The following is a 26716-nucleotide window of genomic DNA, read 5'->3' on the forward strand; positions in this document are numbered from 1 at the left end:
CAAAATCAATACCTATCCAGGACTCCGAAGACAAATTAAGTCCTGGCTTAAAAGCGGGGTATTAGACCAAGGTGAAATCTTCCCAACTAAAGAAGGCACACCACAAGGTGGGGTCATTTCCCCACTTCTGGCTAACATAGCCTTACACGGAATGGAAGAACGGGTTAAACAATTCGTTGGAAATTCTATTAACCGACGGAGCGAAATTAGTTTAATCCGGTACGCCGATGATTTTGTGATTATTCACAAAGACATTGAAGTAATACTAGCCTGTCAGAAGATAATTGCAGAATGGTTAAGTGATTTTGGCTTAGAATTGAAGCCAAATAAAACAAAATTAACCCACACCCTCAACGAATACAATGGAAATGTTGGGTTTGAGTTTCTAGGATTCCACGTACAACAACATAAGGTAGGTAACTACCGAAGTGCTAATAGTACAAATGGAACTCCACTTGGTTTTAAAACATTAATCACTCCGTCCAAGCCCAAAGTCAAAGCCCATCTGGTTAAAATTGAAAAAGTAATAGACACTCATAACCATTCCCCACAATACGCCTTAATCAAAAGGCTGAATCCAATAATTAGGGGATGGTCAAACTATTACTCAACAGTAGTAAGTAAGGAAACCTTCTCAAGGTTAGACGACCTTATTTACGACAAGTTAAGAGCATGGGCTAAAAGACGGGGAAAAGGTAGCATCAACAAAGACAAATACTGGCGAACAGTAGGCGACAGAAATTGGTGTTTCAGCACAGAAGAAGGTTTAGAGCTAACTCAACACTTAGCAACGCCTATTATAAGGCACGTCAAAGTAAAGGGCAACTCAACACCCTATGATGGGGACTGGATTTATTGGAGTAAAAGACGCGGAGAATACCCTGAAACACCAACAAAAGTGGCAACACTGCTTAAGACACAAAAAGGTAAATGTACCCACTGTGGTCTGTACTTCACACCTACAGACATCGTAGAAGTTGACCATATCCAACCCCGCTCTTTAGGCGGTAAGGATGAGTACAAAAACCTCCAACTTCTGCACAAACATTGTCACGACACAAAAACGGAAAATGACGGCTCCCTCCAAAAGAGCTATGGTGATAACCCGTTTTGAATTGAACCCTTAACAAAGGATGGAGATATCAAGGAGCGGAATGAAGCGAAAGTTTCACGTTCCGTTCTGAATGAGAGGTAGGGGTAGAGATGCCCCTATCGACTCTAACCACCAGCGAAACTGCTGCTACTACCCAAGTTAATAAAAAACTTAGCATATCGTTTTTTTCATCTCCATCACTATTAATTGAGATTTTAACTCTTGAGTCGATCGCCCAAAGTTCGGAATACACTACCAAATATCCACCTTGCCATAACACCCAACTTATGAGACTCCGGCTACTAGCTACCTTCCTATTGACACTCTGTATCTTAATCTTCCCCCTGCCGGCTTGGGGCCAATCTAAATATTATGCCCCACCCCTGTCCTTTAGCAACGCCGAACTGACAAGACGCGATTTTTCCGGTCAAGTCTTGCGGGCTGCGGAATTTTCTAATGCTAACATGGACTTGACTAATTTTTCTAAGGCCGATTTGCGGGGAGCAATTATGAGTGCTTCGGTGATGACTCAGGCGAATTTGCATGGAGCAAATTTAACTAATGCAATGATCGATCAAGTTAAATTTACTAATGCAGATCTCAGTGACGCCATTTTAGCAGAAACTATTTTGCTGCGTTCTACCTTTGAGGGAGTTGACATCACGGGGGCTGATTTTACTGATGCCATTATGGACGGCGCACAAATCAAAGAATTGTGCAAAATAGCTAGTGGGAGTAATTCACAAACGGGCATTGATACTCGCGATTCTTTGGGATGTCGCTGAAGTCCTCGGAGGGCCGGCACTCTTGGCACAACCCCTACCAAGAAAAACCACCTTGGGGGGTTCTTCTTCCTTCTTCCTTCTTTTCCCCCCTTGGGGGGGGCAGGGGGGGGGTTCTTCTTCCTTCTTCCTTCTTCCTTCTTCCTTCTTCCTTCTTCCTTCTTCCTTCTTCCTTCTTCCTTCTTCCTTCTTCCTTCTAATTATGAACACCAAAACTTCTAAATCTGGCAATTTGATGATGCGGTTGGCATTAAGCGCGATCGCCTTTTCCACTCTTTTCCTACCTCAACCAACCTTCGCTCAAGCTAGTAGCTTAACCAATGGTCAGCCACTGCAAGACTTTCAAACTAACGACAATCCCGACCCTTTTTCCGGCGGCAATGGCGGCAGCCGAGTATTGGATTTAATTCACCGATCCCGATTGGGAAACGGCCGCAGCATGGAAGAATTTAGTAGCGAACAGCGACAAAATTTAAACGATGCAGCCGCGGAATTTCGGAATAAACAGCGCCTACTGCTGGAAAAACCAGCAGTACCTTCACCAGACGCCACACCCACTGACATTACCGCACCTGTTCCCTAAATTTCCTCCTACTCTGTTAGTGCGCCCACCATCGGGACAAAAGTTTGTGTAAACGCGGTTTTTAACCGCCTGGATTAGCCTTGACAAAACCCCCAAATACGGCCATACCGTAATATTTCCAAGGGACTGCGATCGCCTCAAATCCCGCTTGGGCTAGCATGGCCAAATGTGTATAGAGTGTCGCTAGGCGATCGGGATGAGAATACCCATAAGATACACTCGTCCCCACATTCCCGCGAATTTCTGCCAACTTTTCCCCCTGACTTGCAGCCCACTCTTCCCGCGCCACTTGATAAATCTTTTGCACGATCGCCGATTCTGCTAACATCGGATCGGCATTCCAAAAACAGCCATTAGGATTCAAATTTTCATAAATACGTTCAAACAATTTCAACTTCATTTCATCATCCAGATGATGAATTGCCAGAGATGAAATACAAGCATCAAATTTATCACGCAAACCCGAAAAATTGGGATTAGTCGCCCATTCTCCAAAATCCAACTCGACTCCAGTCCACCTAGCTCCATATCCTGCCAACTCTATTTTGGCACGAGCCAAATCAAGCATTCGTGGTGAATAATCCAAAGCCACTATTTCCGCAGATGGATAGCGTTGCAGAACTTTTAAACTAAGTTCTCCGGTACCGCAACCCAATTCTAAAATCCGGTGGTTTGCATTCAATATACAACCTGCTAATACATCCAGCATTTCATCATATTTAGGCAAAATTCGCCGAATGCCGATATCAAAATCCGCAGTATTGATAAAAACTTCTCCCGGCAATATCTCCTTGTTTACAGGTGAGGCAGTAGAATCAGAATTCACGATCGCTAACCATAGACTACAATTGTTATCTTAACCGACATACATAAATAACTACAACTAGCGTTATTAAGTTATGCGTACTTTTACGGATAACTCAAGCCATTGCAGTAAACAATCATAAACAACCTCTGACACTCTACTGTCTTTCTTTAAATCTGATGCCCTAAAAATCCCCTAAAAAAGCAGTGTTATGTTGGTAGTAAATCAAAATAACCATCAAACCTCACACTTGAGGATACCATGCAACACTTAATTTCTGGCAGTCTGGCGGCGATCGGCAAATTAGTTTACAAACGAGTTATCCTAGCAGTAACAATCCTATTCTGTGTAGGTGTAGCCATAGCGATGACCAATATGTCGGAGCTTTCATCCACCCTAATTACATCCCAAGCACTCCAAAATGCCACCCTCTATGCCCAAGCCATTAAAGAAGCCCGCACCCTTTACAGTTCCGATGCTATCAAACCCCTAACCACCGCTAATGCGATTAGCTTCACCCACGACTACAATCCCACAAAAACCAAAGTAACAGTTCCTGTACCAGCAACATTTTTGATAGAACTCGGTCAACATATCACCAACAAAAATCCAGAATTGTCAGTTCGTCTGTACAGCAACTACCCATTTCCTTGGCGGGAAAAAGAAGGTGGGGCTAAAGACAATTTTGAACGAGAAGCCCTCAGCTATTTGACGAAAAATCCCACAGCCAAATTTTTTAGAAGAGAAGATTATCTCGGTAAACCAGCATTTCGATATGCAGAAGCAGACATTTTAACTCCTAGCTGCGTTAATTGTCACAACACCAACTCCTACAGTCCCAAAAAAGACTGGAAAGTAGGAGATGTGCGGGGTATATTAGAAATAACTCAACCTCTCAATACCATCACTCAAAAGACTCACAGTGGACTCAAAAACTTGTTTTTCCTGTTAGTCGGACTTTCAGTATTAGGGATATCAGGCTTAAGTTTAGCTATCAGTAGATTGCGCCAAAACGCTAAACAATTAGAGCAGCGTGTCCGGGAACGAACAGCCCAATTGCAAGAGACAAATATAGAATTGGTAAAAGAACAAGAAAAGAGCGATCGCCTGTTGCTCAACATTTTACCAGAATCCATTGCAAATAAGCTAAAAGACGGTCAAAACACGATTGCTGATGCCTTTGCCGAAGTCACGATTTTATTTGCTGATATCGTCGGCTTTACCGTACTTTCATCTCAGATATCTGCGGAAGAATTGCTCATTTTTCTGAATGAAATATTTTCAGGCTTCGATAGTCTGACAGAAAAATACGGCTTGGAAAAAATTAAGACCATTGGCGACGCTTATATGGTAGTTGGAGGCTTGCCAAATCCCAGTACCAACCATGCCGAAAAAATTGCCGAAATGGCTTTAGATATGCAGCAGGAATTAGTTAAATTTAACGCGAAATATCAGGCGGCAATTAACCTTCGCATCGGCATCAATACAGGCCCAGCAATCGCCGGAGTTATTGGCACTAAAAAATTCATTTATGACCTGTGGGGCGATGCCGTCAATACAGCAGCACGCATGGAATCCCACGGACTTCCTGGCACTATTCAAGTCACCAAATCTACCTACGATATTTTGCGAAATAAATATCTGTTTGAAGACAGAGGAATTATCCATGTTAAAGGAAAGGGTGATATGAATACCTATCTGCTGGCGGGTAGATTAGTTAGTTCACAGTCAGTTTAAATTGTATATGATAAGTCAGGGGGCATTCTCATAAATACTGACTGCTGATTTTTTCCTTCTCATAATTAGCCATTTGCCAAACAGTAATTTTATGTCATTCAGGATGTTGTCATTTTTAGGTTTTTTCAAATCTCGCTTATCTCGGCAAATAGCCCTGTGGGTATTTGCGAGCATTTTAGTAATAGAAGCAATTATTTTAGTTCCCTCTTATTTTCGGCGGGAAGATGAACTATTAATGCAATTAGAACAGGTGTCTCGCGCTACGATTGATTCCCTAGTATTTTTGCTCAAACAAGATATCTCCGATCGCCTGTTTTTGGAAAACCAAGTAAAAACTGCTATCAAACAATCAAAAATCATCTTAGGATTATCTATTTACATGACCAATGGTCAGCTAATATATACATTTGGCGAACCACCAGAAATTAAATTAGAACAAACAAAAAATGAGCGAATTTTACGCAAGCACTCTCTAGATTGGAAACGCTATGATGTTGCTTGGACTAATGAATATCTGGGAGGAAATTATACTTTAATTGTGCGCCACGATGCTTCATCTGTTCAACCAGAATTATACGCATTTATCTGGCGCATCTCAATTTTAGTTTTGATTATAACAGCTTTTGTTACTACTGTGACCATGCTATTTTTAGGAGGAACAGTAATTGCACCTATCTTGAGACTGCGGGATGACTTGATAGCTGCGGGAGAGGCTTTAAGCCAAAATCGCATACAACCAGATTTCTATTCTTTTTCAGTCAAGCGCGATGATGAATTAGGAGAAGTAATGGTGGCTTTCAATCAAATGTTTTGCCGAGTCTATAAAGAAATTGCCCAGCGGCAAGCAGCGGAAGAAATATTGCGTGCGGAACAAGAAAACTCCGAACGTTTATTATTAAATATCTTACCAAAAACTATTGCCGATCGCCTAAAAACAGGTCAAATCAACATAGCTGACGGATTTGCCGAAGTCACAATTTTGTTTGCGGATATTGTGGGATTTACTGAAATATCATCCCGCACATCTCCTCAAGAATTAGTAGAATTACTGAACAAAATATTTTCAGCCTTTGACCATTTGAGCGAGCAATACGGACTGGAAAAAATCAAAACAATCGGTGATAATTATATGGTAGCTGGCGGTTTACCAGTCTCCTGTGCAAATCACGCCGAATCTATTGCAGAAATGGCCCTAGAAATGCAGCAAGAAATTATGAAATTTAGCGACGAAAGCGGCCAACCACTCCAGATTCGGATTGGTATTAATACAGGCCCAGTAGTCGCCGGTGTCATCGGCACAAAAAAATTTATCTACGACTTATGGGGAGATGCTGTCAACACAGCAAGCCGCATGGAATCCCAAGGATGGCCTGGTAAAATTCAAGTGAGTGATTCCACTTATCAATTGTTGTGCCATAAGTATTTATTGAAAACACGCGGTACAATCAATGTCAAAGGTAAGGGAGATATGACTACTTATTATCTAATAGGCAGAAAAATTTAAAAAAGGAGAAGTGGTGGACAAAGGTGAGTCAGTAGAAAGCTAACAACAAATAACCAACAACCAACAACAAATAACAAATAACAAATAATATCAAATCCGGTAGCATCTGAATGATTCAGATCTCTATTCTCTCCCTCTGTGTCCTCTGTGTTCTCTGCGGTTAAATCATTCCGATGCAGCCGGAAACGATATAACCCTTCGACTTCGCTGGCTGGCGACGCCAATTACCAATTACCAATTACCAATTACCAATTACCAATTACCAATTACCAATTACCAATTACCAATAACTACCACTGTGGCCGAGAAGCCATCAAAGCAGTGGCCGCCTCACTCGGTAAAGGCTTAGCAAAAAAGTAACCTTGCCCGTACTCGCAGCCGATCGCCCTTAACCTAGCCAATTGTGCCGCCGTCTCCACACCCTCAGCAATCACATCCATACCCAAAGCATGGGCGAGGGTAACAATTGTCCGCACGATCGCCACATTCTCCCCCTCGCTTTCTATCTCCATCAGCCCCACAAACGACTTATCAACCTTCAAAGTATCCGTCGGAAACCGACTCAAATAACTCAAAGAAGAATAACCAGTACCAAAATCATCAATTCCTAACTTGACATTCAGGGCTTTCATATGCTTTAAAACCGCGATCGCCGACTCCACATCATCCATCACCACACTCTCAGTAATCTCCAACTTCAAACTCTGGGCACTCAAACCCGTGGTTCCCAAAATCTCCTTAATTCGCGCCACCAAATCCGGCTGCGCAAACTGCTTCCCAGACAAATTTACACTCATCATCAAAGGTCGATCGAAATCAAACATCCCCTCCCACAGACGCAACTGACGACAAGCCTCCTCCAACACCCACTCACCAAGCGGTACAATCGCCCCCGTCTCCTCAGCCACCGGAATAAACTTCACCGGCGACACCAAACCCCGCACCGGATGCTGCCAACGCACCAAAGCCTCAAACCCAATAATCCTCCCAGTTGCCAAACACACAAACGGCTGGTAGTGTAGCAAAAACTCCCCACGCTTGAGCGCCATCCGCAAATCCGTCTCCAACTGCAACCTCTCCAGGGCCAAATCGTGCATCGAAGCATTAAACAACTGATACCTTCCCATCCCCAAAGCCTTCGCCCGATACATCGCCGTGTGGGCATCCCTGAGCAAATGTTCCGGCTGTTCCCTGACAGTAGCTGCGGTTTCGCCCCCCACCGCAATGCCGATGCTAGCAGTGACAAATACCTCTTGTCCTCTCAACTCAAAAGGTACAATTAAAGCTTGGTGAATGCGATCGGCCAAATTCACCGCACTATCAACATCGGTATTTCTCACCAAAATCGCAAAATCGTCACCCCCCACCCGCGCCACAGTCTCCCCATGGCAAAGACTAGCTCTCAAGCGCAGCACAACGCCCATCAGCAGTTCATCCCCCGCCAAATGACCCAAAGAATCATTAATCACCTTGAACCGGTCTAAATCCAAAAACAGCACCGCAAACAAATGGCTGTGGCGACCTCTAGTATTGCCGATCGCCCGCCCCAGACACTCCACAAACAAATCCCGGTTAGGCAAACCTGTCAGCGAATCGTGAAAAGCATCGTAAAGCTTTTTGTAAGCACTGACACCCACACCAGTCATCACCAAACCCAAAGTCGGCGACACCAGAGGCACCCACCCACCCACTGTAAAAATGCCAAAACTCATCCCCAACAGTGCTATCAATACCCCAACCCCACACAATCCAGCCCGCAGAGGGTGCTGAATCCGCCAAGCTATAGTCCCGCCGATCACCGCCCAGGAAGCATTCCACAAAATTTCTGCCCAAGATGGCCACATCCAAAAAAGCGATCGCCCATCCAACACTGCACTCAACAATTGGCTCAGCATTTGAGCGTGCAGCAGCACCCCCGGCATTTTTGGACTTTGCTGAAGCGCTGGGCTATAGGGTGTTAGAAACAAATCTCTGGCACTAGGTGCTGTCGTCCCAATCAACACAATCTTGTCTTTCACCCAACTGGGGTCAATTTCTCCCTTCAACACCTGGCTGATACTCACCTGTCGTGCCACGTTGTTAGCAGAATGATATTGGAGCAGAATTTGATAGCCTTTGGTATCAATATTGGCATAGCCACCACTGTTAGGTTTTAAAGGTTGGAATTGTGCCTTACCCCAGTTGATTTGGTTGGGATGAACAGGGCTATCTTCTGGTTGCAACCTGTCTTTGAGATAAAGCAAAGCTAGTTGCACAGAAAATGAGAAAGCGATCGTTCGATCGGGTTTCGACACAGAAATCAAATTGCGACGCACCACACCATCAGCATCGAGCACAAAGTCGTTAAAGCCCACTCGCTCTGGTGGTATCCCCCGTGGTGCAGATACTCCCGGACTTTCCCCATCGCTCAATTTGTCGATCGCCACCACATTCGGTGTTTTCAATTGCGCCAACAATTCCTGATTTCCCGGTGCTTGCGGCAAATCACGGTACAAATCCAAACCGATCGCCTTTGGATGATATTTTTGCAATTTTGTCAAGGTTTGAGCAAGGGTTCGATCGGTAATCGGAAATCTGCCCAAGGCTTGAATATCCGCCTCAGAAATGCCCACTACCAGCAGTCTCGGATCGGCACCCTTCGATGGCTGCAAGCGCACTAAGGAGTCAAAACTGCCTAATTCCCAGCTTTGGAACCCTCCCAACCGACGCACTCCCAGATTCAGTAGTGTTACTGTTGCGCCCGCCAATACAGCAGGCAAAACCCATACTCGCCCACCTTGACAACTCAAACCCATGGGAGTTAGGACAGAAAACAGCGATCGAATATTTTGAGATAATTTGGAACTCATCCGACAGTAAATCGCAGAAAGCAGAAGGTCGAAGGCATAATTAAACCTCATAAATTCAGAGAGAGAGCTTTGAGGCGGGCAGCAACTTCTGCCATCGGCAAAAATTGACCTATACAAATTTGCTTCTCCCAGTCTGTTTTCACAGAATGGTTTCAGAAATTGTGGCAAAAACGAGTTTGCCTCAAATAATTGCTTGATTTAACAAAGTTTATACGAACCTTAAGAGTGTGTCAGTCCTGGTAGGGTTAAAATTTAGTCGATAGACTTTCAGAATTTTTTTTTGAGATTATGGCGAATCAACTTCCAATTCCGGTGATTGTTAACGGTGCCGCAGGCAAAATGGGCCGCGAAGTAATTAAGGCGATCGCCAACGCTCCAGACCTCACCCTATTCGGGGCCATAGACCACTCTCCTGAAGTCCTCAACGCCGATGCCGGAGAATTAGCAGGGTGCGGGCCGTTGGAAGTTCCCATTACCGACGATTTGCAAGGAATGCTGGTATTAGCAGCCCAGGAAAAACAGCCAGGGGTGATGGTAGATTTTACACACCCGAAGTCAGTTTACGAAAATGTGCGATCGGCTATAGCCTACGGCATTCGTCCCGTCGTCGGCACTACGGGTTTGAGTACCGAGCAAATTCAAAAATTAGCTGAGTTTGCCGACAAAGCCAGCATTGGCTGTCTAATTATACCCAATTTTTCCATCGGCATGGTTCTGCTACAACAAGCTGCCGTCACAGCATCTCAATATTTTGAACACGTAGAAATTATCGAACTCCATCACAATCAAAAAGCCGATGCACCCAGCGGTACTGCCATTCAAACTGCCCAAATGCTAGCAGAAATGGGAAAAACATTCAATCCCCCACAGGTAGAAGAAACCGAAAAATTAGTGGGAGCTAGAGGCTCTTTAGCCGACGAAGGAATTCGGATTCACAGCATCCGCTTACCCGGTTTAATTGCTCACCAAGAAGTAATTTTTGGCGGCGAGGGTCAAGTTTATACTTTACGCCACGATACGAGCGATCGCGCTTGTTATATGCCCGGAGTCGTATTATCTATACGTAAAGTAATTGAATTGCGATCGCTCGTTTACGGCTTAGAAAAGATACTCTAGGGAATTGGGAATGGGGAATTGGAAATGGGGAATTGGGAATAGAGGGGTGTAGATATGAGTAGACCAGATTTTGAGGATTTGGATGTTTACAAGTTGGCTGAAAAGTTAGCAAATGAGGTTTGGTTTATCGTCAAACAATGGGATTATTTCACGAAAGATACTATGGGCCAGCAAATTGTACGCTCCGCCGATAGTGTTTGTGCTAATATCGCAGAAGGACGTGGCAGGTATAATCATCAAGACAATCGGCGTTTTATTAAAATTGCCAGAGGCTCTTTATATGAAACAATCAGTTGGTTGAGATTGGCATACGCCAGACAGTTGTTAGCAGATGAACAAGTAAAAAAAAATCAACCAATAATTGATGAACTGCCACCAAAACTCAATGCTTATCTAAACTCAATAGGTGACAAAAAAGATCGAATGAGTGATTGAAAACTTGGGAGAGATAGCCAATTCCCAATTCCCCAATCCCCAATTCCCCATCCCCAATTCCCAATTCCCAATTCCCAATTCCCCATTCCCAATTCCCCATTCCCCATTATGCTAATTCCCTTAACCCGCGAAACATTTCAAGAACTAATTCCCGCCGTCGCCACCGGAGCCCAATACAAATACTTCTGGGGAAAACCCCCCGACTTTCTCAGAAGAATGTTAATCTCTGCTGTCGCCGTAGTTTTTCTAGTTGTCCTCTACAACTTCGCCGGTTCCGATGTCGGGCCCCTAGTATTAATCACCGGATTAATCGCAGGTTTGTACTGGTTGTGGGGCCCGATTTTGTGGGCCAGTTTGCGCAATGCAGAATGCCGCAAATATAAATACTGTGGTTTTTGGCAAGGACGAGTTTTGGATATTTACATCACAGATGAAGTCACAAGTCAAGAAGAAACAGTCAATCAAAAAGGACAACTCGTAATTGTTGACAACTTAGAACCGCGAATCAACTTAGAAGTCGGCGACAAAACGGGATTTACTACCACACTTACAGCGCCATTGCAGAAAATTCACCAAGGAATTGTCCCCGGCCAAGCTGCTTTAATGTTAATCATGTCGAATCAAGAAGATTTGGGACGGATTGCCAAAGTTTCGGATATTTACATTCCCAGCCGCGAAGTGTGGGTTAGTGATTATCCTTATTTGCGTAAAGATGTATTTATTGAAATGAGCGAACAGATTAAAAAAGGTAGGAAAAAAGACCGCGATCGTGATAATAGAAGCACAAAAAGGCGATCGCCCGCTGATTATTAATCCGACTTAAGCGCGGGTTGGTGGCCAGAAACCGGGTTTTTGCCAGAGTCTTTGTGACGATACGGAAATTTGATAAAAAACCCGGTTTCTCGGAACTCACCGATAGCCAAACCCAATGTACCCAGGGCTCGTAGGGGCGGGTTCATCAACAATAATTGCCCATAATCCACCATCTCGAAAACCCGCCCCCACCCAACCAAAAATACCAACCTACATTTTCCGATGCGATGCAAATTCCAGGTTGATATAGGCGATCGGTGGTGGGGGGCGGGTTTATCAAGATTGTCGGTATTCGTTAGATATGGTTGGTGAACCCGCCCCTACAAAATTTGGTTCCATACCACAAACCAACCCCAAATCCATCCGCTAAATCCGCTACAAAATCCGCTGCCAATCTTGCATTCCCCCCCACAAACAATGTAAAATATCCCAAACACGGATAGTGCAATGAACAACCAACCAACCTATCTCACCCTAATTCAATCCCTCCTCAACTCCCCAGAAGACGAACAAATCACCATCCTGCAAAACAATCTCGAACTAATCGACGATAACTTTGCCCGATATCTGCGCGAGTGGGCAACTCAAACTCTCGCAGAAATGGAGTCCGAGGAAGCTACAAACATTACTATTAATATTCTTAACTTCTGTAACTTGATTCAACAGTTCCCACGGGGTAGTAAAAGCAGCAATATGGAAATTGCCATTGCAGGCTATGAAGTGGGAATGCAAATTTTTAAGCGAGATACTTATGCCGAATTTTGGGCAACTATTCAAAATAATTTAGCAGCAGCTTACTCTGACAGAATCAGGGAAGACAAAGCCGAGAATATCGAAAGGGCGATCGCCTGTTTTGAATTGGCTTTAGAAGTTTACACCCGCGCCGATTTTCCCCAACAATGGGCGACGACTCAAAATAATTTAGCAACTGCTTACAGTGACAGAATCAGGGAAGACAAAGCCGAGAATATCGAAAAGGCGATCGCCTGTTTTGAATTGGCTTTAGAAGTTTACACCCGCGCCGCTTTTCCCCAAGATTGGGCAATGACTCAAAATAATTTAGCAATTGCTTACAGAAACAGAATCAGGGAAGACAAAGCCGAGAATCTCGAAAAGGCGATCGCCTGTTATGAATTGGCTTTAGAAGTTCGTACCCGCGCCGCTTTTCCCCAACAATGGGCCATGACTCAAGAAAATATTGCCTATGCTTATCAGAAAAAAGGACTAATTCCAGAGGCTATAAAATGTTTTAAATCATCTTTAGAAATCTTCAAACCAGATGCTTTACCCCTTAGCTGTCTCAAGGCTGCGCGAAATCTCGGCAATACCACCTTTGACATAGAACAATGGGAAACCGCCATCTTCGGCTACGAAAAAGCCATCGAAGCAGTCGAACAAAGCCGCGAGTGGATTGCCTCCGAAAACCGCAAACGAGAAATCATCGAAGAAAATCTCAACGTCTACGAAAAAATGATGCAATCCTGCATCAACCACCAACAATATCACAAAGCAATTCAAACAATCGAACGCAGCAAATCCCGCTACCTAGTCGAACTCTTCACCAACAGCGAAATCTACCCCAAAACAGCCACCGCCACCGAAAAACAGCAACTCCAAAACCTGCGCCGCCAAATCGCCTCCCTCCAACAATTCCTAGAAACCCAAACCCCTATCTCCCCTCTTCCCACCCCTGTTTCCCATCTTCCTCCCCCCCTTACCAAGGGGGGGCCGGGGGGGGTTCCAGACTCTCCCTCCCAACGCACAACCCAAACCCGCCCTCACACTCCCGAATTATCCCAACAACAAGAAAAATTAGTAACAGCATTACAGCAACTAGAACAATTCCTAGAAACCTTCAAACAACGAGAACCAGAATTCAAACTAACTCAAAAAATCCAACCCATAGACATCGCCGAATTCCAGAAAACATTAGATCCAAAAACAGCAATTATAGAATGGTACATCGGTAACTCTAACTCCCCCCTTCTTAAGGGGGGCTGGGGGGGATCAGATCCCAGCATCACCACCAACAACTCCAACTCCAACTCCCCCCTTCTTAAGGGGGGCTGGGGGGGATCGGCCTTCATCATCACCCGCGACAACATAGAATTAGTCACCTACACCACAACCGAAATAGCCGAATTAGAAACCTGGAAAGACAACTATCTCAACCAATACCGCGACCAAAAAACCAACAAAATTTGGCAACAAACCCTCTCCCAAAAACTCGAACAACTCTCACAAATCCTGCGCCTCAACGAAATAGTCGCCCAAATCCCCCCAACCAGCAAACAAGTAATCCTAGTCCCCCACCGCTACCTGCACCTATTCCCCCTCCACGCCCTACCATTAGAGGGCGGGCACGCACCATCCACCGCCCCTACAGACGTGGGAGGGCCGAGGTATTTGTTAGACAGCTTCCCAGACGGCGTGAAATACAGCCCCAGTTTGCAACTACTGGAACTCGTAAAAAACCGCATCACCACCAGAAAATCTACCCCAAAAAATCAACAACAACTATTCGCCCTCCAGAATCCCACCGAAGACTTATTCAACGCCGATATGGAAGTAGAAACCATCAAAACCCGATTCGACTTGCATCAAATATTACTCAAAAAACAAGCCACAAAAATCGCCCTCAACGCCAACGGAGAAAACCTCGCAAATGCCAACTACCTACACTTCTCGTGTCACGGCGTATTCGACTTCGACTATCCGCTACAATCATCCCTAGTCTTAGCCGATTCCCTGGAACCAATATTAGAAATTAACCCCCCCCAACCCCCCCTTGCTAAGGGGGGGCTAAGAGAAGAAAATACCCTTGCTAAGGGGGGGCTAAGAGAAGAAAATACCCTTGCTAAGGGGGGGCTAAGAGAAGAAAACTCCTTTGCTAAGGGGGGGCTAAGAGAAGAAAAACCTCTTGCTAACGGTGGGTTAGAAAAAGATGGACTAGAAACTAAACGCTACGTCACCCTACGCAGCGGCAGAAAAGCCATCCCCGAAAAATGCCTCACCCTGGGCGACATCTTCGGCGAATTGCAGTTACCAAAATGCAGTCTCGTGACACTTTCCGCCTGCGAAACCGGGTTGACAAGTTCAACCACAATGACGGATGAATACATTGGTTTACCCAGCGGTTTCTTGTATGCCGGTAGCATGAATGTTGTCAGCAGTCTCTGGGCCGTCGATGATTTTGCCACGGCAATTTTGATGATTAAATTTTATCAAGAATTGCCCAATGCAGATTCGGTTGCGATTGCCTTGAATGCCGCCCAAAACTGGATGCGCGGCGTGAATCGGGAGGATTTTCTAGTTTGGATAGGATTGTTAAAATTAGATAAAAAATCGATGAAAACAGTCAAAGAGTGGTTAAGCTATTCATCAAAGGATAAACCACCATTTAAAGACCCCGAATATTGGGCAGCATTCTGTGCTACTGGATACTAGGGATCAGCATTGAGGCAATACTCGCTTACTCGTTCCCAGGCTCTGCCTGGTAACGCAGATCATGAGGCTCTGCCTCCCACTTTTATGCTATAAAAGCGAGGCAGAAACAAGCGAGGCAGAGCCTCTAGACATCGGTTACCAGGCAGAGCCTGGGAACCAGTTAAAACAACCCTAACATTTTATTAATGGAGAATTGTTCTATGACTCTTGACAAAGATATAACAAGCTTTATCTACTTACTTAACGAAGAACCGGAAATTTTTCAGCCGACAGCATGGCAAGATTTACCCAAATTAAACACAGACATTCTAAAGTTAGCAGACAATGAATCTTCCATTGCCCAAACAATCAAAGATTGGTGTATAGAACACGATTTGGGGAAAATCTTAAGAGATTGTGTGCGGAAAGAAATTGATGATCCGGGCGAACCCACCCCAACTACCATGAAGCCCCTAACCAATATCACTCAAACTCTGCGTACCAGCATCGAAGAGAGTTACAAAAAACTTCAAGAAAGCGCAGCAGAAAATAAATCAGATACCAGCAATGACTCCAAGTAGCAAAATCTATGCCCCTAACGTCTATCTGTTTGCCTTTCACCCCTGCAACGCCCTAGAATCACAGTCTAATTCCCCCGTGGAATTCGCCAGTTTGTGGCAAAAGTGCGATGAAATTTTGCAAACTAAATTAGCAGTCAGTAGCAAATTTTATGACAGCTATTTTCACAAAAAAGATGAACCAGTTGGCCGGCGTGTTAACTTAATTGATAAATCAAAAGTTAACGGCCGCAATTCTCTGGCCTTTGCTAAGGAGATTATGGTTGACAATCAGCCAATTCCTGTCAAAGGTTTCGTGGCACCGATGCGAATTGATGACAGTTATGCCTTGGGTTTGCAAATTCGCATTCCCGAAAAAGATGGAGACGTTAAAACAGCCGATGTCGATGTTAGCATCTTCAAACAGTTTAATCCCGATAATTGCTTGCTACCGGATTTTGTGCAGAGTTATTTCGGGCAAACTTTGCTGATTACGGCTAAGCAGAGTGTGGAACCAAATCAGGAGGCGCGGGAAGATTCGCAGTTTATTAAAAAATTAGGCAAACAGTGTCTAGAAAACTTGATTTCTGGCGATAATCTCCCGGATTTCTGTCGTCAAGGCGAGTTATTCGGTAGTCCGATTTTGGAATACGGGGATCTCAGTCAACCCGATAGTTACTGTCACGTTATTATCTGGTTTTTCAACAGTGCGACAACTGATGATATCTGGGATGAGACGCGCTACAGCGATTTTATGGATTTGTTTTTGTACCGCAATAAGATTCTGCGGGCTGATCAGGATAGCCGCAAGCTTTACGCGGTGATTCGCGAGGAATACAAGCATATTCAATTGGATATTGACAAGACTTTTGACTATTTGGAGAGGGATAGGGCCCAGCAACGACAATCGAAAGGTGCGGGTTTAAATGAGGAGGAATTGGAATATCTGGAAACTCAGATGATTAAGCTTCCGCAGCGGGCTGTGAAGTATGCCCGGATGCTTAGTGATTTGCAGTTTTGCGAAAATACGATCGCCATTAATGCCCAAAATTACCAAGATAAATTAAATCAAATAAGTCTTGACATCAAAGCCTGTAAAAAGTATAATGATAGTGATGCCGATTTAAGTTTTCTCGCAACATTCGGAACTCAAAATTGCCCGCAGTTTCAAAGGCAGATTCAGGCAGATTTAGGCTATTTCCAACACGGTTCGGGTTTGCTAGATAAGGCAATGGAAGCAATTCGAGGCGTTGTCTCCATTGAAGAAGCTTATCGGGATGCGAAACTTGAAGTTACGATTCAAGCAGTGGGCTTTGGTTTGGGAGTAGCGGGAGTAGTGGCTGGTGGCGCTCCTTATCTGATTAAACAAGACGCGCCCGATCGCAAATTTTACTTGCCATTATTGAGTAGTGTTGAAATTCATCCTTTTGTGTTAGTGCTATTGATTAGTTTGGGAGCCGGTGGCGCAGTGTGGTTTGTGTTTATGTTTGGAATCAAAATCAAGCAACTACTGCCTAAAATCAAGCAGCAGTTGCCACCTTTCAGGTAATATCAACTATTCCCCTCTTGGCCGTAAGCCTGCCAAGCCAAATCCACCAGCCCATTCACAATCGCCACAGCCACCACCGCCGAACCCTTCCGCCCCTCAATCCGAATATGAGGAATCATCGAATCGTGTAAGCGAGACTTAGCCACATCCACCCCCACAAACCCAGAAGGAGTCCCAATCACCAAAGCAGGGCGAATTTCCTCAGACTCAATTAAATCGACAATCGCCGACAGAGAAGTTTGAGCTTGGCCAACTACAAAAATTCCCTCTGGATAGCGTTTAGCCAAGGTTTCAATCCCCCAAGCAGCCCGCGTTTTTTCCTTTTGAGGGCGCGTCAAAGCTTCCATTGAACAGTACACCGGATTGGCAAAGGTACTTTGGAGCAGTGGCGTAATCCCCACCTGGACCATGGGCACATCTACCACAATCGTAGTCCGAGCAGCCAAAGCTGCCGCCCCAGCTTGCAAAGCCTGATCGGAAAAACTGATTAAAGACTTATATTCAAAATCAGCGGTTGCATAAATCACACGGCGGACAATTTCATATTCCGCCGCCGAAAAACCATGATCGCCAATTTCGTTATCGATTAATCCCAGACTCTGGGCATCGCTTAAGTGCCATTCCATGTGTTGAATAGCTGTCGCCTGTGAATTATCAAGTATCAGCTTATCAGCTTTTAGTTAACTGCCAACTCCCAACTGCCAACTGCCAAGGTAGAAACTAACTTTCTGATGAGGGTGAGGACTTGCCGAGTACGGGAGTGAGGAATGCCACCAAAGCCCCGATCGCAAAACCAGCCACATTCCGCACCAAAGGCAGCCACTCAGAAGTCCGAATCACCACAGGGCCGACACCGAAGGCAAAAAACAAGATGCCCCACAGAGGCGAAAAAATCAGCGCCCACTGCCAAGCCACCAACTGTCCCGGTTTCCGTGGTTGAGCTGCAAACCCGCAGATGACCCCGCCTAGCACCGAAGAAATTAAAGTCAAAATCCACTGTTCCCTAGGCAAACCGGGAACCACGCGACATCCACCTTGACGCAGACAGCCTTCGATCGACTCCAAAGATTCAATAATCGCTCGATCTTCCCCATTGTCCCGCACAAAAAACTGATTACCGTAGCGGGTTTGCAGTTCCACCCAAAAAGTGCGCGGCAACAGAGGATACAAAGAGTCTCCCACATTAAAGTTCAGGAGATTGCCACCTCGCGGATCGGCAACTAACAGCACACTCTTTTGATCTAAGCCCCAATAATTTTTGACAGCCAAACCGGGGGTGCGATCGTACTGAGTCAGCACTCGCAACTTCCAGCCAGTTTCCGCCTCAAAGGCACTTAAATTTTTTGCCAAGTCCTGTTCTTCAATGTCTGTGAGGGCTTTAGCTAAATCAATGATCGGAGTCTGAATTTGTGGCAACAAATCAGGATTGTTGAAAGCATGGGCTGCTGGTGCGATCGCCCATAGGGACAAAGCCAGGAAAAAGGCAGCAGCAGAGGCTAGAAATTTGCGTGAGAAAAACTGTGACATAGGAAGTTCTAATCTGGGTCTCAATTGTGAATGAATACTAGCTGGCAGTCTTAACCAGAGGATAAGAGAAAACTCATATTTCTTTACAATTATTTACTTTACAGGAAGCGGGGGGGAAGGGGAAGAGTTGGGATAAGGAAAGTTTGGAACAGGAAAGCAGCATCGGGCATCGGGCATGGGGCATCGGGCATGGGGCATTGGCAACTAATGACAACCGTCAACCTCCAACCGCCAACTGACTAAAACTGAGATTTAGGCGCTACCCCGTCGCAGAGGCGCCGATCGCGATCGCTGACATTGGGATTAGTCCTCAGATAATCCCCCACCCAATCGCAGCCCCTCACCAACAAATCGTCCAAGTCCAAATTCCACAAAATCACCCGATTATCCCTACCAGCAGAAGCCAGAACCTTCCCATCCGGGCTAAAACTCACACTCATCACACTGTCTTTATGTCCAGTCAAAGTTTTCAACAAAGTGCCACTACGACTCCACAACTTCACCTTGCGATCGTAACTACCCGAAGCAATCAACAAACCATCCGGGCTAAAACTGACGCTAGTCACGCTGTCGCTAGAACCCTTGAGTAGCGTCGCCACCAAAGTCCCATCCACATTCCACAACTTCACCGAATTGTCATAACCAGCCGAAGCCAGCATTTGTCCATCAGGGCTGAAAGCCACCCCCAACACAAAACTGTTGTGAGCCCCTTCAAAAGTCCTCAACAAACGACCATCCCGATTCCACAATTTCACCGTACCGTCATCGCTAGCCGAAGCCAGCATGGAACCGTCGGGATTGAAACTAACGCTAGTCACCCAGCCTTTGTGTCCCGTCAAAGTTTTAATCAACCTGCCATTTCTAGTCCAGAGTTTAATAGTTTTGTCCTTACTCGCCGAAGCCACAATCTCGCTGTCGGGGCTAAAACTGACGCTAGTCACGCTGTCGCTGTGTCCATCGAGAGTGAACAACACAGAAGGAGAACAGGGGAACAGTGGAGCCGAAGGACAAGGCAACATATTAGTAATGCCATCTTCTTTTAAACTCCAGATTTTCACTGTTTTGTCATGACTTCCAGAAGCAAGCAGCAAGCCGTCGGGGCTGAAACTAAGGCTGGATACTCTCTGAGTGTGTCCCTCCAAGGTTTCCAACAACACCCCTGTACGACTCCAGAGCTTGATAGTTTTGTCCATAGAAGCAGAAGCCAGCCTTTGGCCATCGGGGCTGAAAGTAACGCTGAGGACGCGGTTGTGGTGTCCGTCAAGGGTTTTCAGAGGTACATCATCCAGTCGCCACAGCCTGATAGTTTTGTCAAAACTTGCCGAAGCCAGGGTTTTCCCATCGGGGCTAAAACTTACCTGAGTAACTCGATCGGCGTGTCCTTCAAAGGTTCTCAGCAAGCGGCCGACTGGTTTAAATTTGCCACCATCTAACAGGTGTTTTCCATGAATATCAACCAGACTCCAGAGTTTGACCGTTCTATCAGCACCACCAGAAGCAAGAGTTTGACCATCAGGGGAGAAGCTGACGCCAAATACCCATTTGCTATGTCCCCGCAAAGTTGTCAGCAGCAAGTCTGTTTTGTCGATTGAATTTAGTTGTGGATTGTTTTGAAGTGAGCTGACATTCCAAATTTTGACTGTGTTGTCCTCACCACCAGAAGCCAGGGTTTCACCATCGGGAGAGAAACTGACGGTATAAACTTTAGAAGGTTTTCTATTTTCGCTGTGCCACAGATTCGCGATTAGCCTACCGTCAGAACTCCACAGTTTCACAGTACCGTCATCGCTGGCCACGGCTATAATTTGACCGTTGTGGCTGAGACTGACCCAATTTACTGGTGCTAGTTGTGGGATGGTTTGCAGGAGTGTACCATCGGTTTTCCAGAGTTTGACTGTTTTGTCTGTAGACGAAGAGGCGATCGTTTGTCCATCCGGGCTAAAAGTGACACTGGTAACGTTATTAGTATGACCTTGAAAAGTTGCCAGTAAAGTGCCGTCGGTTTTCCAAAGTTTGATTGTTTTATCTAAGCTTGCGGAGGCGATCGTTTTGCTGTCAGGACTGAAAGCCACACTGGTAACGTTGTTAGTGTGGCCTTTAAAAGTTGCCAGCAAGCTACCACCCCTCGCCCAAAGTTTGACTGTTTTGTCTACACTAGCCGAGGCAATTGTTTGCCCATCAGGGCTAAAATTTAGACCCCAAACTACATCTCCATGTCCTTCTAATCGGTTGCGTTCTTTGATACCGTAAACCGCCTGTTGGAGAGACGCAGAAATCAAAATTTCTGTGTCTTTGAGAGTGTGGGTTTCTTGGGAGTGTTCGATTTGCCTCCATTGTCTCCCCGCTCTCAAACTTTCCATCATGGCATCAAATTTGTTATTGGAAAAATAAAGTGCTTCAGAAGCCGCCGTTAGAGTGCTAATTTCGGCGCGCTGAGTTTGAGCTACAGCTAGTTGTTTTTGTCCCACTGCTCGCCACCAAAAGTTGACGGCGGCGACGGTGGAACTGGTTAGCAGCAGTACGCCGATCGCTGCTAATCCCAAGAGTTGTTTGAGAAAAATATTCGCCCGGTATAGCTGTGCTTGACTCATGTTTTTGTCAGCTTCTGCTTTGTGCAGTCTGGCTTCTAAGCCGAATCTATCGCGGATGGGGCGGACTAGATAGTCGTGAACTAATTGATAACGATCTTCGGGGGATTCCCGCAGCAAAAATAACAAACCATGACCAACTAAAATATCTAAAATTAATTCGAGGTTATCGGTTTTTTTGGGTTCTATTTCTGAGTTTTTGCCCAGTTTGTGCTGTAGTGAAATTAGGCTGATTCTGCCTATCCCAGACAAATCTGGTTCTTCCACATCTTCTGGTTGCACCCCTATAACTAATGAGAGTTCATGTTTGGTTTTTATCAGTCTGACTCCTCTTTCATCGGTCAGGGAAAACAAAATTTTCCAAGCTGCATCTTCATTGACCGGACCGCAGTCAGAAATGACTCGTTCGAGCGATCGCTTGACTAATTCTGCTTTGGGGTTGTCACCCAACTGCTGGTATTGTTCTATGGTCGTAATATTTTCTTCTTGCAGTTGTGCTCCCACCACTTGCAATTCTATCGGTCGAATTTCTTGCAATTCGTCTGATAAGTCTTCGACGAAGGCATTAATTAGTTCTGGTTCTAAGTAAAATTCTGCGCGTTCTGTCAAGTGTCCGATCACAGCCCGCGCATCTTTAATGGAAAAACTTCGCAGTTGATAGCGGATGCTTTTGTCGAGAATATTATTATTAATGGCATCGAGATTGGGAAAGCGATCGCACTCCAGTAAATAATGTAAATAATCTTCTCTCATACAGAGTATTACTTTGACAAACGGGAGATTTAAAAATAAGCGTAAAAACTTATAAAACTGTTGTCTTTGAGCTACGGATGTTGAGACAAAGAAAAATTCTTCAAACTGGTCAAATATTAAAATAGTCAATAAATTATTCTGGGAATTTTGTCGCAATTGTTCAACCAAAAAAGATGAAGCTTCTTCGGTACGCCCTGGTATGACTAATTGATTTTTTCGAGAAAATTCCCCGACTCCATTTTGGATTAATTTCCTGTCTTCTTCGACTTGTTTTTCGTACAGCGCGCCATTCAAAGCATTTTCTAATTCTCTGAGCCAATCACTATAAACTTTGACTAATACAGGCAAAGTATCCCGTGCGCCCGGAGTGATATTTTTTAAAGCAGGTACTAATCCCGCATTGACTAAAGAACTTTTGCCAACTCCGCTGGGCCCGTGAATAATCGTTAATTTATGGTCGTCCCTGCTAATTCTTTCCAGCAAGTTATTGATATCTTTCTGGCGGGAGTAGGCGGTCATTTCCGCTGCAATTGCTGCTTGGTTTTTGGCTGAGGGACTCGACGGGTTGACGGCTTGTCGCTGCTGCTGCAATTGACTGGCTCCGATAAAAGCTCTAAATCCGTATTGATATTCGATCGATCGCTGGTTTTTTTTAATCCGAAAAGCCTTGAGGTACTCTCCCTGCTCGAAATAAACCGCTTGCAGTTCGGTCAAAATATCAATGTAAAGCCGGGGGTCGTACTTTGGCTCGCTTTGACTTTGAGCCAATTCCAAAGAATGAACTGCGGCTTCCCACTGTCCTAGTTGTCGCAAACTTTGGGCTAACAGTAAAAGATAGGAACTTCTGTCTGATTTGGGATGCTGGATTTTTGATTTGGGTTCGTTAATTGACTGGTTAGTCCCGACAAACTCTGGATAATTCCCGGAAAAACCCAATCTTAAATCTTCAATTAGCAATCTCAAATCGTTAGGGGTTTGATCTAGTATGGCTAAGGCCAATTCGGCTAGCTGACGGGCTTGACTCCACCTCGACTGTTGCAGCGCCACTTCTGCTAAAAAGCCGTAATCTTGAGCTAGCTGGCTCGGAGTTCCGTAGGTGAAGTGTAACTGCAAGGAATTTTCCGCCAATGCTTGCAATTCTCCCCAAGCTTCCAGGCGTTGCAATACCTCTCCTAGGTGTGCCGTTACCTCTGCTACTAATTCGGGGCGATCGGCAAGGGAGAAGGCATTTCTAGACTGTTCTAGGCTAATCCAGGCTTGCTCCCAATGCTGGCGGTTGGCTACTGGATTTCTGGCTGCTTGTAAGCGGTGACACAGGGCTATGTGAAACAGCACTATGCCCTCCCTCTCTAAAAAAAGAATATTAGGGACCGGATTAGACAAAGTGCAGGAAAGGTTTTGTGTTTCCCAGGACTTTTCCCAGTTTTTGAGTTCCCAATTGCCGGTTTGCTGCTGCCAAAATACTAAGCTTTGCTGGTAGTGGATCAAAGCGGTTTCGGTTTCGTCGCTGACGTAGTAGTCTCTACCGAGAACGAATTGCAGGCTAGCTTCGAGGGCTGGTTCTAATTGTTGGTCGCGATTTTGCAAATCTCTTAAAGCTAATTCGAGTTCTCGGCGCGATAAGGAACCGATCGCCAAATCGAGGTTATTTCCCGGACTCAAGGGCGAATAGGACTGGATATTGGATGCTTGGGAGTTTTGCGATCGAGGATGAGGTGTGAGCAAACGCTCGCCCAGCAGGATTTCGCTTTCCTGAGTGGGTTTTTCTAAGTCGGTGTCGTCGTAGGTGCTAAAGCCGGATTTGGCGGCTGTGCTGTTTCCCCATTGGGGGTTGAGTTCGCCTACTCGAAATATGCCATCAGCTCGCTGGGCGAGAAAATCGATCAATTCGTCCACGGCCATTTCAAATTTAATTGTGGCCGCGGCCCAACTCTTGAAATCCGGGGCGAGACGGATCATTTTGGTTACGATGTCATCTGTCACCCACAAAACCACCGGAAAGGAAAAATTTTTGCGAAACTCGTCTCGCACTTGATTGGTAGAAGCCATCACTTCGTCGATCGCTACTACTGTTTCTAAGCCGAACACCATCACAGCAGAGACAGCAGCCCCAGGGGACTGCCCGTGGTTTTGGGTGTTGGCGAGCAAGGTACTGTAGAGGGTTTTGACTCCTGGCCGTAGGACTACATCTTGGATGGGCAGTGGGGACATTTCTCGCAGTCGCTTGACCATTTGCTGGCGTAAATGCTCGTAGTTGCAGCGCACCAAGATTAGGGAGAATTGCTGTTGAGACATCGCGATCGACCGTACCAGCGTTTTGAGCGATCGCTCGTTGTAGCTGGCAGTTTCTCGTAATTTAATCATGTCTGTCATGCGTGCACCCCATTTCCAGAAATAAACAACCTAATGATGACTGAAACTGTCTCTACTTATATACACTTATTTCCTTCAAGCACTTTATACCTTTATTACTACGTAATTTTTCGCACTTATCTAGTCTCTCCAGCCCTACTCTCCCTAGTTCAATCCAAACACATCATACCTCTCAATCTAATAGAAAGCTAGATTTATATATAAATATTAAATTAAAATTAATGTGTTTTTTAGTCAGCTACAGATAAATTTATCTAGGGGATGAATGGCTAGTTGCTAACCTATGATATCAACTCCGGTTAAGTGCTGATAAATAGTCTACTGGTATAGGCTTGAGAGCGGAACGAAGCAATGGTGTAACAGCACTATTCTCAGTATTAAATCTGACATCATCTGAGAACTCTCGGACTTAGCTATTAGTGTCAACGCAGAATTATCTGTAGCAGGCACTCAGCCAAACCAAAGGACACAAAAATTTATGAGATAGGGGATAAGACTATGTGAGGTTAAAAGCAATAGTTAAAACCAGCCCTAGGGGGTCTGACATGGGAACATCCTAGGGCTGCAAATATCTCCTAAAGGATAGAGATTTTAGATGGGAGATTTTATAAGTAAAAAATTGCCCCCTCGATTGCTCCGGGGGCTGGTTCTAGTTTTAATTTCAAATCTGTCTGCTCCCGAAGCAATCTCAAAATTTAAAACTATTTTTGGTGCACTCGCTGTTGCCACTCCTTATATTTTCTAGTTTCTGCTAGGGCTGGATTGATACCAAACCAGCGACCTTCGGGATCGCGATATTCAAAAACAAACATACTTCGCAATAAAATTTGAGACTCTTCTTCACCAGTCACTGTTTGTCGGTTTACGACTTGAAACAACAATTCCCATTCCATATCGTTGACTGCTCCCAACAAGTCGTCGCGATATTCTTGAATGACACTTTCCAAACATTCGCGAGTAAAAGGCGGGTCTTCGTGCTGCAAACAGCTATACAACAGCATCAGTAGATTGCGAACGTGACCGCCACTAATGCGGCAGAGTCTGTCTAAGGTTTCAGGAGAGTCGAACACCTTGGAAATCAAATCGAGGCGTTGGGAAGGAGCAACCTTGGGGAAGGCTCTAGCCAATACGAGCTGGCGTAGTAGGGCCATTCCTTCCGAGTGGTCTTCCCCCGATCGAATTTGTACCGGAACCATCGGCATCACCTTGGGTTTAACTCCAAATCTACTGGCGAGTCTACCGAAGTCATTGGAAAAAATTAAAGTCAGAGGAATAGTGTAGACTACGTGGCAATTGAGTTTTTTCAACTGTTCGCCACGGTCTAAAAAAAGGTATTCTGGCTGGGTGCGTCCGCTGGGTTTGAGACCTCCGTCGAGGCGATCGAGGTTATCAACAATCACTGCGAGTCCTTTTTTGCCTTGGCGCTTGAGTTCGAGGTTGGCTACATTAAGGAGTTCTTCGTTAATTGACTGCAAGATGCTATTAGTGCGGGGTTCCAGGTATTGTCTAAGCTGCGATCTTAGTTTGGGAGAGTCTTTAGTTTTAGCAGTAACTCTAGCAATCCCTACAGATAACTCTGCTTCTGCGGATAAATCAATGGGAGTCTGCAAAAATTCTGCGACTTCTGCAAACAGATTAGTGAAATAACTTGGTCTGAGTTTAATTTTGGCTGACTCCATCGTTTCGCTGACTTGGCGAGCAATGCTCAGCAAAATATCGCTGATGTCTACGTCACCCATATCTAAATCTTGAGAAGACTCAAAGTACACGACGTAAAAACCCTCTTGCTCTAGCTCAGCTTTAAGTCGAAACAATTCAGTAGATTTGCCACAACCGATATGTCCTGTAAATAGTTGACAAGTAGGCTGGTCTGGGGAGATACGGGTAATTGTCCGCTGCAAAGATTCAATGATTTTACCGCCCCGTACCGAAGCAAAATCAATGTAGTATTGATAATCTCCTGGGTCGCCCGCGACAAGGGTCTTGCTAGGGTTGCAGGCTTTATAGAATCTGTCTAATTCCAGTGCGATCACAATTGAAGCTAACTAAAAGTTAAATTTCACAGAGAAAGTATATACTTTCAAACTCTAGTTTAGTTTGAATTTTAGCCTTTTGCCATGTGGGGTAATGCCCTCAATGACTCAACAACCTCTGTCTGCTTATCGGCTTTCCTAGGCTTAAATTCTGAATAATTAACTAATTTTTAGGGGCAAACTGAATCGGTAA

The 26716-nt window shown here is 45.1% G+C and carries 17 protein-coding genes; 11 read left to right on the forward strand and 6 right to left on the reverse strand.

Translation table 11 applies throughout. The features are described 5' to 3' along the window. From ACBR23_RS14215 to ACBR23_RS14225, 3 genes are all read left to right on the forward strand, one after another. On the forward strand, window positions 1-1114 hold a 1114-nt coding region (locus ACBR23_RS14215), incomplete at its 5' end, for a group II intron reverse transcriptase (RefSeq protein WP_371120770.1). Between the two features lie 89 nt (window positions 1115-1203). Next, window positions 1204-1878: a pentapeptide repeat-containing protein gene (locus ACBR23_RS14220; RefSeq protein WP_371116754.1), complete on the forward strand. Its 675-nt coding sequence runs from the start codon at window positions 1204-1206 to the stop codon at window positions 1876-1878. Between the two features lie 199 nt (window positions 1879-2077). Next, complete coding sequence (locus tag ACBR23_RS14225; protein WP_371120769.1) at window positions 2078-2458, forward strand: hypothetical protein; 381 nt, start codon at window positions 2078-2080, stop codon at window positions 2456-2458. 61 nt (window positions 2459-2519) lie between these two features. Here ACBR23_RS14225 and ACBR23_RS14230 read toward each other — a convergent pair whose 3' ends face one another. Next, complete coding sequence (locus ACBR23_RS14230; protein WP_371120768.1) at window positions 2520-3284, reverse strand: trans-aconitate 2-methyltransferase; 765 nt, start codon at window positions 3282-3284, stop codon at window positions 2520-2522. A gap of 240 nt (window positions 3285-3524) precedes the next feature. On the opposite strand from ACBR23_RS14230, the gene ACBR23_RS14235 reads away from it, so the two are divergent. Together ACBR23_RS14235 and ACBR23_RS14240 are read left to right on the forward strand one after the other, a co-directional pair. Further along, window positions 3525-5000 (forward strand): adenylate/guanylate cyclase domain-containing protein, encoded by a 1476-nt coding sequence (locus tag ACBR23_RS14235; RefSeq protein ID WP_371116751.1) that lies wholly within the window; start codon window positions 3525-3527, stop codon window positions 4998-5000. A gap of 91 nt (window positions 5001-5091) precedes the next feature. Further along, entirely contained in the window at window positions 5092-6504 is a 1413-nt protein-coding gene (locus ACBR23_RS14240; protein ID WP_341736645.1) for an adenylate/guanylate cyclase domain-containing protein, read from the forward strand. Between the two features lie 290 nt (window positions 6505-6794). On the opposite strand, the gene ACBR23_RS14245 is transcribed toward ACBR23_RS14240, so the two are convergent. Beyond that, window positions 6795-9353, reverse strand: a complete 2559-nt coding sequence (locus tag ACBR23_RS14245; protein ID WP_371120767.1) for an EAL domain-containing protein — start codon at window positions 9351-9353, stop codon at window positions 6795-6797. A gap of 288 nt (window positions 9354-9641) precedes the next feature. Here ACBR23_RS14245 and dapB point away from each other — a divergent pair, with 288 nt between their 5' ends. The 6 genes from dapB to ACBR23_RS14275 all read left to right on the forward strand — a co-directional run bounded on the left by dapB (window position 9642) and on the right by ACBR23_RS14275 (window position 17249). Continuing rightward, window positions 9642-10469, forward strand: coding sequence for a 4-hydroxy-tetrahydrodipicolinate reductase (gene dapB / locus ACBR23_RS14250; RefSeq protein ID WP_371120766.1), 828 nt, complete (start codon window positions 9642-9644; stop codon window positions 10467-10469). 54 nt (window positions 10470-10523) lie between these two features. Then, complete coding sequence (locus ACBR23_RS14255; RefSeq protein WP_371116748.1) at window positions 10524-10904, forward strand: four helix bundle protein; 381 nt, start codon at window positions 10524-10526, stop codon at window positions 10902-10904. A 108-nt stretch (window positions 10905-11012) separates the two neighbouring features. Continuing rightward, window positions 11013-11717 (forward strand): phosphate ABC transporter permease, encoded by a 705-nt coding sequence (locus tag ACBR23_RS14260; RefSeq protein WP_371120765.1) that lies wholly within the window; start codon window positions 11013-11015, stop codon window positions 11715-11717. 447 nt (window positions 11718-12164) lie between these two features. Continuing rightward, window positions 12165-15164 (forward strand): CHAT domain-containing protein, encoded by a 3000-nt coding sequence (locus ACBR23_RS14265; RefSeq protein WP_371125657.1) that lies wholly within the window; start codon window positions 12165-12167, stop codon window positions 15162-15164. A 200-nt stretch (window positions 15165-15364) separates the two neighbouring features. Continuing rightward, window positions 15365-15724, forward strand: coding sequence for a hypothetical protein (locus ACBR23_RS14270; RefSeq protein WP_371116745.1), 360 nt, complete (start codon window positions 15365-15367; stop codon window positions 15722-15724). Continuing rightward, a complete protein-coding gene (locus ACBR23_RS14275) occupies window positions 15711-17249 on the forward strand; it encodes a hypothetical protein (RefSeq protein ID WP_371120178.1) in 1539 nt (512 codons plus the stop codon). Before ACBR23_RS14270 ends, ACBR23_RS14275 begins: the two co-directional genes overlap by 14 nt. Window positions 17250-17251: 2 nt before the next feature. Here ACBR23_RS14275 and ACBR23_RS14280 read toward each other — a convergent pair whose 3' ends face one another. From ACBR23_RS14280 to ACBR23_RS14295, 4 genes are all read right to left on the reverse strand, one after another. Further along, window positions 17252-17875 (reverse strand): precorrin-8X methylmutase, encoded by a 624-nt coding sequence (locus tag ACBR23_RS14280; RefSeq protein WP_371116743.1) that lies wholly within the window; start codon window positions 17873-17875, stop codon window positions 17252-17254. 94 nt (window positions 17876-17969) lie between these two features. Further along, window positions 17970-18776, reverse strand: coding sequence for a TPM domain-containing protein (locus ACBR23_RS14285; RefSeq protein WP_371116742.1), 807 nt, complete (start codon window positions 18774-18776; stop codon window positions 17970-17972). A gap of 239 nt (window positions 18777-19015) precedes the next feature. Then, the gene (locus tag ACBR23_RS14290; RefSeq protein ID WP_371120177.1) at window positions 19016-24490 is read right to left on the reverse strand and encodes a hypothetical protein; all 5475 of its coding nucleotides are present in this window, start codon (window positions 24488-24490) and stop codon (window positions 19016-19018) included. Window positions 24491-25191: 701 nt separating this feature from the next. Beyond that, window positions 25192-26523, reverse strand: coding sequence for an ATP-binding protein (locus tag ACBR23_RS14295; RefSeq protein WP_371120176.1), 1332 nt, complete (start codon window positions 26521-26523; stop codon window positions 25192-25194). Between the last annotated feature and the right edge of the window lie 193 nt (window positions 26524-26716).

The organism is Microcoleus sp., assembly GCF_041354475.1.
Classification (GTDB): Bacteria; Cyanobacteriota; Cyanobacteriia; order Cyanobacteriales; family Microcoleaceae; genus Microcoleus.